Consider the following 6,413-nt stretch of genomic DNA (forward strand, 5'->3'; position numbering starts at 1 on the left):
CGGCGGCCGTCGCTGGCACGTGCCTGCCGGGTCGCTGTCCGACGCCCGCTCCTTGCGCGACGACATCCGCGCCCAGCTGGCCGCAGGCCTCATCCCGCCAGCCATCGAGGCAGGGCGCCGGGCTCCCGGGACCACCCGCACAGATCACCAGGCCAGCTGACACGTCCAAGGCCGCAAAGAACCGGCGATATCGCGGGGTCCTTCGCCGGCGAGTCCCGTGCCGATTCGTGGTCTCGTACCGCTGGGGTGGATGGGTTCTCGACCGTCGCCGGAATCTGACGGCGGACGGCACTGGACACGAGTTGGGCGATCTACTTGTACGTACGGTCATTGAAACCCGGGGGCTCGCAGAGGATCTCTATTCGTATGCCTCGGGCTAGCATCGGTCGCCGAGTGAAGCGCAGATTCTGATGCAGGTGAAGGCGCAGGTAGCTCTGTTCCTACTAACCGCAGTCTGCTATCTCAGTGCGCTGCGGATTCTACGACGCCGCATACCTAATGACAGGTGGCGAAGGTTTGCCGTTGAGTTGTCTCTGAGGATCGCACTCCTCCTCTTTGTCATCATCGGCATACCGCTGATCGCATGGGCCTTCTGAATCACCCGGCGAATCTGTCCACCGGACCTGCAGCCGTAGATGGTCGGCTTGCCAGCCGAAGCCAGCTTCTTGTTGAGCGCTGCAGTACGAGCCGCTGCCTTGGCGGGAGCTACGAAGACAAGGTCGAACAGCTGCTCAAGTACCTCAAGCGTCCAGTCAGCTTCACCGGACTCGACGTCGACAACGTCGCCCGCCGTGTTGACCTTGATGGGATGGGCGGCGAAGTTGCCGATGTTGCGGAGCGCGTGGAGGGCGTCCTGGACGTGGCTCGGGAGCTGGCTGCTGATGGCGTCGATCTGCTTGTTCAGGTCTCCACCGGCAGCCCCCAGATGGTCAACGAGGGTCTGCTGCAAGCAACGCCGTGCGAGCGCCGCCGAGGCGCGGGCACTGATTCCGACGACGGCGGCGGCTTCCTCGAAGTCGCGGGCGAGGGCGTCGGGCACCTCAGGCGGTGCCTTGCGCCCCGAGCGGGGCCAGACCCGGTGTTGCTCCTCGAGGAAGATTTCTGAGTGCCTGCCAGACTTGACCCGGTAGCGGGCCAGGTCCAGCGTCAGGCCTTGGCAGCTGGGACACGTCCACGAGACAACCTTCCAACCTTCATGGCTGCAAAATCGGTGCCTATGCGTGCCAGCGGCACTCCCTGCCTTGCGTTTGGCCTGGTCAGCGGTGGTGGGTGGCCCTCACAAGGCAGGTGTCGGGGGTTCGAGTCCCTCTGCGCTCACCGATCGGACAACCTGTCCGCAGGTACCGACCAGCGTCCACCAGGTGGGATGACCAAGCGGCCAGGACATCCACCTGTGCGCCTGCAAACCCAGTGATCTTCCTACGGCCAGGTGAGGCGGTGCGTGGGTTGACGGCCGAGGTAGCCGTTACTCGTCGAGGGTGAAGACGGTCATCCACGGCTGTCGGTGGGGCGGTAGCCGAGGCTCTCGCTCGCTGCCCGGACGAGCGGTGAGCCACCGAACAGTGGGAAGTCACGTACCAGCGGGTCAGCCTGCTCCTCCGCTGGCCCGCTTCCTCGGCTTGGGTCCGCCACGCCGTGGCCGGACAGGCAACATCAGCTGGGCAGGGCCCCGCCCTGCTCGTCGAGCGGTGTGCCGTCGATGGTGGTCGTGGTCAGGGTGATGCGCAGGCGAGCGGCGATCTCGTTCGTGCTGAGGGGTGAGCGCAGGATGTGGAACAGGATGAACCCGGTCCGGTTGTTCCCCTGCACCATGTCGTCCATCGGGCGGCTGTCGAGGCCCTCGAACAGCCAGGCGTAGAGGCCCTGCACGTCCTCGCGCTGCCAGCCTTCGAGGGCCGCTGCATCAGCTCCCAAGGTCAGCTTCTCCGCCAGGTACTGCGGGTCGGCGAAGCTGCGGAACTCGATCTCCAGACGCTCGAACTCGTGCCCGGCCCCGAACCACCAGGAAGCCCACACTTGGGAGATGCCATCCGCTCGAGGACGAGCCTCCAGCAGCCAGTGGTACTCCTCCATGAAGGGCGCATGCTGGGCCAACCACCCCTCTTCCCCGCCTGGTAGCACGACCCACGGGCGCGGGACCTCGGGGAAGGGGGGCCACTCGATCTCCGGGCAGTCCCAGTCGGCGGTCCACGATCGGACCTTCTCCCTATTGGCGACGAACTTCGACCGGAGCTCCTCCACCCCCTGTCGCTCCGATCGTCGACTCATCGACCCCGCCTTCCCGGCTCCCCAGCACGGCCAGATCCAGATGGGCCAGATGTCGCCAGTCCAGGAGCCTCGCACCCAACCGAGGTGCTGAACTTCGGGATCGTATCCGGCGACTGACCGAGGAACCGGGCGGCCGCGGCGCAGCGAGGCGATGGCCGGGGAGGCTGTTCGGGACTGTCACGACGACGCCGACGAACGACCTGTCGTCGACCCGTGACGTGGAACGGGCTTGGTCACACCCCCAGCCATGGCGTCGTGGAGGGCGGCGATCACGCCCTGCGCCAGTCCGCTCGACAGAGGAGCGACCCACACTCCCGGCCGTGGGTCACTGCCCCGACGGTTCCGGGTCCTCGCCGAGGTCGAAGCGGTAGACGCACCAATCTGTCTCGTCCTCGATGCGGGGGAGCACGCTGAGGTAGGCGTCTTCGATGGGTACGCCGTCGACGGTGCCGACGAGGGAGGCCAAGAACGAGGTGCCGCTCTCAGTTTCGACGGTCGTCGGGTCGATCTCGAGGCTCGCATCGCGAGTGATGGCGTCGGTGATGTCCTCCGGATGACCCCTTTCCGCGCAGAGCGTCCCGATCGCCGTGTCCTCGTCCCCGCTGTTGACGGCGTCGAGGAACTCCTGCGCGAGGGCGCCTTCTACCGTTCCGCCGCCGCCCGGGAGGTCCGGGTCCGTCCCCGTGGGGAGGCCGTTCGCCTGGCCGCTCCCGCTCCCGCTGCCGCTGCCGCTGCCGCCCTCGCCGTCGTCGGCGAGCGTGGTGAAGTACACGACGACCAGGGCCGACACCACCACGAGCAGGACGCCGAGGGTGCGGCCCCCGAGGATGCCGGGCTGGCCCGGGGGGCGCGCCGGTGACGGTCCGTGGGCCGGGCCCGTCGCCGGCGGTCGGGGCGGCGGGAGCTGCGCCGACGAGGGGTGCTGCGCGGTGACGAAAGCCGGTGGCGGCCCACCGGGGTGCGTCGTGTGGGGTGGCGGCGGGGTGGGTCGCTGGTGGTGGGTGGTGGCCTGGGCCGCCCAGGGAGCCTGGCCGGGGTTGGCGGGGGGCGGCGCCTCGACCGTCGGCGCGGTCATCACCGCCTGTTCCAGCAGCTCGCGGGCCGCGCCACCGGTGAGGCGTCGCTCGACCGTGCGGGTGAGCAGCCCGGTGATCACGTCGGCGAGCGGGGGCCCGCAGGGCGGGGCCGGCGGGTCTTCGAACAGGATCGCCCGCAGCGTCGCCGTGGTCGTGGGCCGCTCGAAGGGCGCCTGGCCGGCCACGGAGTGGAAGAGGGTGGCGCCGAGGGCCCACAGGTCGGTGGCGGGGCCGACCTGGCCGTCGTCGAAGCACTCGGGGGCCAGGTAGGCGTGGGTGCCCATGACCCCGCTGCGGGTCAGCCGGCTGTCCTCGGCGGCCAGGGCGATGCCGAAGTCGGTGAGCTTGACCTTGTCGTCGCCGGGCACCAGGACGTTGTGGGGCTTGATGTCGCGGTGGACGATGCCCATGGTGTGGGCGACGGTGAGGGCGTCGAGGATGCCCAGGCCCATCGCCGCGGCCCGGGCCGGTGGCAGCGGCGGCCCGTCGCGGTCGATGACCTCGGCGAGCGAGGGGGCATCGACGTACTCCATGACGATGTAGACGACGGGGTCGTCGCCGGTCGGGGCGATGACGTCGTGGACGGCGACGATGGCGGGGTGGTTCAGGCGCCCGGCGTTGCGGGCCTCGCGCAGCGCCCGCTCCACGAACGACGAGGACTCCTCGCCGGCCGGGGGCCGGAGCTCCTTGAGTGCGACGGTGCGCTCGATCAGGGTGTCGGACGCCCGCCACACCACCCCCATCCCGCCGCGCCCCAGCACGCTCTCGAGCCGGTACCGTCCCGCGACCACCCGCCCCGACGCCTCGCTGCCCGACCCGCTCACGACCAACCTGCTCCTCACCGACGTTCACAGGGACCCGATACAGATACGGGACCGCTGCTAGCCAGCTGCTAGCGAGGTGCTAGCCGCCCTGCCGCCAGATGCGGTGGACGACGTCGGCGGCGGCCTGCTTTCGATGGGTGTCGTGCAACCGGCCTTGTCGGCAGGTTGAGTTGAACCCACGCCTCACGACGGGCGGAGGTGCTCGATCGTGACGTGGTGCTGCTCGGTCAACCGCTGGGCGATCAACGAGCGGTGGCAGGCCTCAGGGTCGCTCTCGACACAGAGCAGCGCTGCGGTCCCACTGCTCGACAGCGCCGACACGATCGGCGTGAGGTCGGCGCGGTCGAGGATCTCGGTGGTGTAGCGGCGGGTGTACTCGGCAGCGAGCTCGCGGCGCGAGCGCTTGCCGATCCCGCGGCGGTCATCCTCGGCGTACTGGAGCTGGCGTAGCTCGGTGGTCGGGGCGAGCTCAGGGTGGTGCTCGTAGGCGATCCGGGCCTGGGCGAGGGCCGCCTGCAACCGGAGTGAGTTCGCCCAGGCGTACTCGGGTCCGCGGACACCGCGGCGCTGGCGTACGTCGAGCAGCAGGCGGACGTTCGCCTCCCGCAGTCGTTGCTGGAAGGACTCGCCGTCGAAGCCGTAGACGCCGATCGTCACCATCCTGAGCACCGGGATCCCCACCTGTCTGTTCACGGCCGGGCGGCGACGGCTTCGACCTCGAACAGGATGTCGGGCATGGCCAGGCCGGCGACCCCGATGACGGTTTGCGGGGGAGGGTTGGCGCCGCAGCCGCCCTGCACGGCCTGGGCGACCGCCCCGAGCTTGTCGAGGTCGAGGTTCACCACATACGTCCTGAGCTGGACGACGTGGCTGAGGTCGAGCCCGTGGGCGGCAAGGGCGACACCCAGGTTGTGGAACGCCTGGCGCACCTGCTCGGTGAAGTCGGGCGACACCACCGCCCCGTCCGTGCTCGATCCGTACTGACCCGCGACGACCACCAGCTCCGTGCCAGCCGGGATGGTGGCGGTGTGGCTGTAGCCGAACGGGACCGGATCGTGCAGCCCGGCGGGATTGACGATGGTGTGGGACATGTGGGGTCACCTCTCGTGGGCGCTTCTCGCGCCCCGGTTGCCGGTCATGGTCGGGCCCACTTGGCTGTGGGCCTCGGCTGCATCGTGAACCACGAACCTTGACAAGGGATGTCAGTGTTCGCAGATAAAGTCCTGGCGTGCGCGCGGTCCGGCTGGTCGAGCTGCTCGTGCGGCTCCAGTTGCAGGGCGGCGCACCGGCGACCGAGTTGGCGGCCGCGCTCGACGTCTCGGTGCGCACCGTCTACCGCGACGTCGAGGCGCTGTGCGCCGCCGGTGTGCCGCTCTACACCGAGGTCGGGCGCAACGGTGGCATCCGCATCGATCCGTCGTACCGCGTCGCCGGCCTCCCGCGGCTCGACGCCACCGAGGCGCGTGGCCTGCTGTTCGCCGTCGTCCCGGCGATTGCCGGCCAGCTCGGGTTCGACGCTGCCGTCGCCGACCGGACGCTCTTGCCCGCGATGGAACCGTCGGCAGAGACGGCGGCCCGAGTCGTGCGCGACCGGCTGCTCGTGGAGCCGACCCATTGGTTCGTACCTCCGGACGACACGCCGGCGCTGGCCGACGTCGCCCGGGCGGTGTGGGACGCCCGCGAGGTCAGGCTCGTCTACCGGGGTGCCGATGTCGTCGTCCAGCCGCTCGGCCTGATCCTGAAGGGCTACACCTGGTACCTGCTCGGATTGGAGCGGCGCGGTGCCGAGCGCCTGTTCCGGTTGTCACGTATCGACGCGGTCGAGCTGCTCGACCACCGCTTCGCGCGGCCACCCGGCTTCGACCTTGCCGCCGCGTGGGCGGCACGCCGCCAGGCCTTCCTCGACTCGATCCCCGAGTACTTCGTCACCGTGCGCGTCGCTCCGACGGCCGAGCCGATGCTCGCGCTCCTGGAGGAGGGGACGCCCGAGCTGCCGCTGCCGGACGACGTCGAGCGCGACGAGCACGGTTGGGCCCGGCTGCGCCTGCGGTTCGAACGGTCGGATGTGGGCGCCGCCCGGCAGCTGCTGCGGCTCGGTGCCGACGTCGAGGTCCTCGACCCTCCCGAGCTGCGCGAGCGCATGGCGGACGCCGCCGTCGGGCTCGCCACCCTGTACGGCGATCACACGTGATGCCGTGCGCGCCGATGCGAGGTTCCAGCCCGAGTACCGGTCGAGCCCTCCGCG

General features: G+C 69.9%; 6 protein-coding genes. 1 reads left to right on the forward strand and 5 read right to left on the reverse strand.

Annotated features, from left to right (window positions below; translation table 11 throughout):
* Positions 1-457 precede the first annotated feature (457 nt).
* The 5 genes from VK611_16135 to VK611_16155 all read right to left on the reverse strand — a co-directional run bounded on the left by VK611_16135 (position 458) and on the right by VK611_16155 (position 5,259).
* Entirely contained in the window at positions 458-1,039 is a 582-nt protein-coding gene (locus VK611_16135; protein HMG42862.1) for a DUF4145 domain-containing protein, read from the reverse strand.
* Between the two features lie 614 nt (positions 1,040-1,653).
* Positions 1,654-2,268, reverse strand: coding sequence for a hypothetical protein (locus tag VK611_16140; protein HMG42863.1), 615 nt, complete (start codon positions 2,266-2,268; stop codon positions 1,654-1,656).
* A 325-nt stretch (positions 2,269-2,593) separates the two neighbouring features.
* Positions 2,594-4,168 carry a serine/threonine-protein kinase gene (locus VK611_16145; GenBank protein HMG42864.1) on the reverse strand — a complete coding sequence of 525 codons (1,575 nt, stop codon included), beginning with the start codon at positions 4,166-4,168 and terminating at the stop codon, positions 2,594-2,596.
* Positions 4,169-4,351: 183 nt separating this feature from the next.
* A complete protein-coding gene (locus tag VK611_16150) occupies positions 4,352-4,828 on the reverse strand; it encodes a DUF488 domain-containing protein (protein HMG42865.1) in 477 nt (158 codons plus the stop codon).
* Positions 4,829-4,857: 29 nt separating this feature from the next.
* Positions 4,858-5,259, reverse strand: coding sequence for a RidA family protein (locus VK611_16155; GenBank protein HMG42866.1), 402 nt, complete (start codon positions 5,257-5,259; stop codon positions 4,858-4,860).
* 137 nt (positions 5,260-5,396) lie between these two features.
* Here VK611_16155 and VK611_16160 point away from each other — a divergent pair, with 137 nt between their 5' ends.
* Complete coding sequence (locus tag VK611_16160; GenBank protein ID HMG42867.1) at positions 5,397-6,359, forward strand: WYL domain-containing protein; 963 nt, start codon at positions 5,397-5,399, stop codon at positions 6,357-6,359.
* Positions 6,360-6,413 lie beyond the last annotated feature (54 nt).

The sequence above is a fragment of the Acidimicrobiales bacterium genome (assembly GCA_035316325.1).
Classification (GTDB): domain Bacteria; phylum Actinomycetota; class Acidimicrobiia; order Acidimicrobiales; family VFJN01; genus DASXTK01.

What these genes read in the sequence shown, in the direction of transcription:
- VK611_16140 (HMG42863.1), bottom strand. Translation starts at nt 2,268, where the DNA reads ATGAGTCGACGATCGGAGCGACAGGGGGTGGAGGAGCTCCGGTCGAAG.
- VK611_16150 (HMG42865.1), bottom strand. Translation starts at nt 4,828, where the DNA reads ATGGTGACGATCGGCGTCTACGGCTTCGACGGCGAGTCCTTCCAGCAA.
- VK611_16155 (HMG42866.1), bottom strand. Translation starts at nt 5,259, where the DNA reads ATGTCCCACACCATCGTCAATCCCGCCGGGCTGCACGATCCGGTCCCG.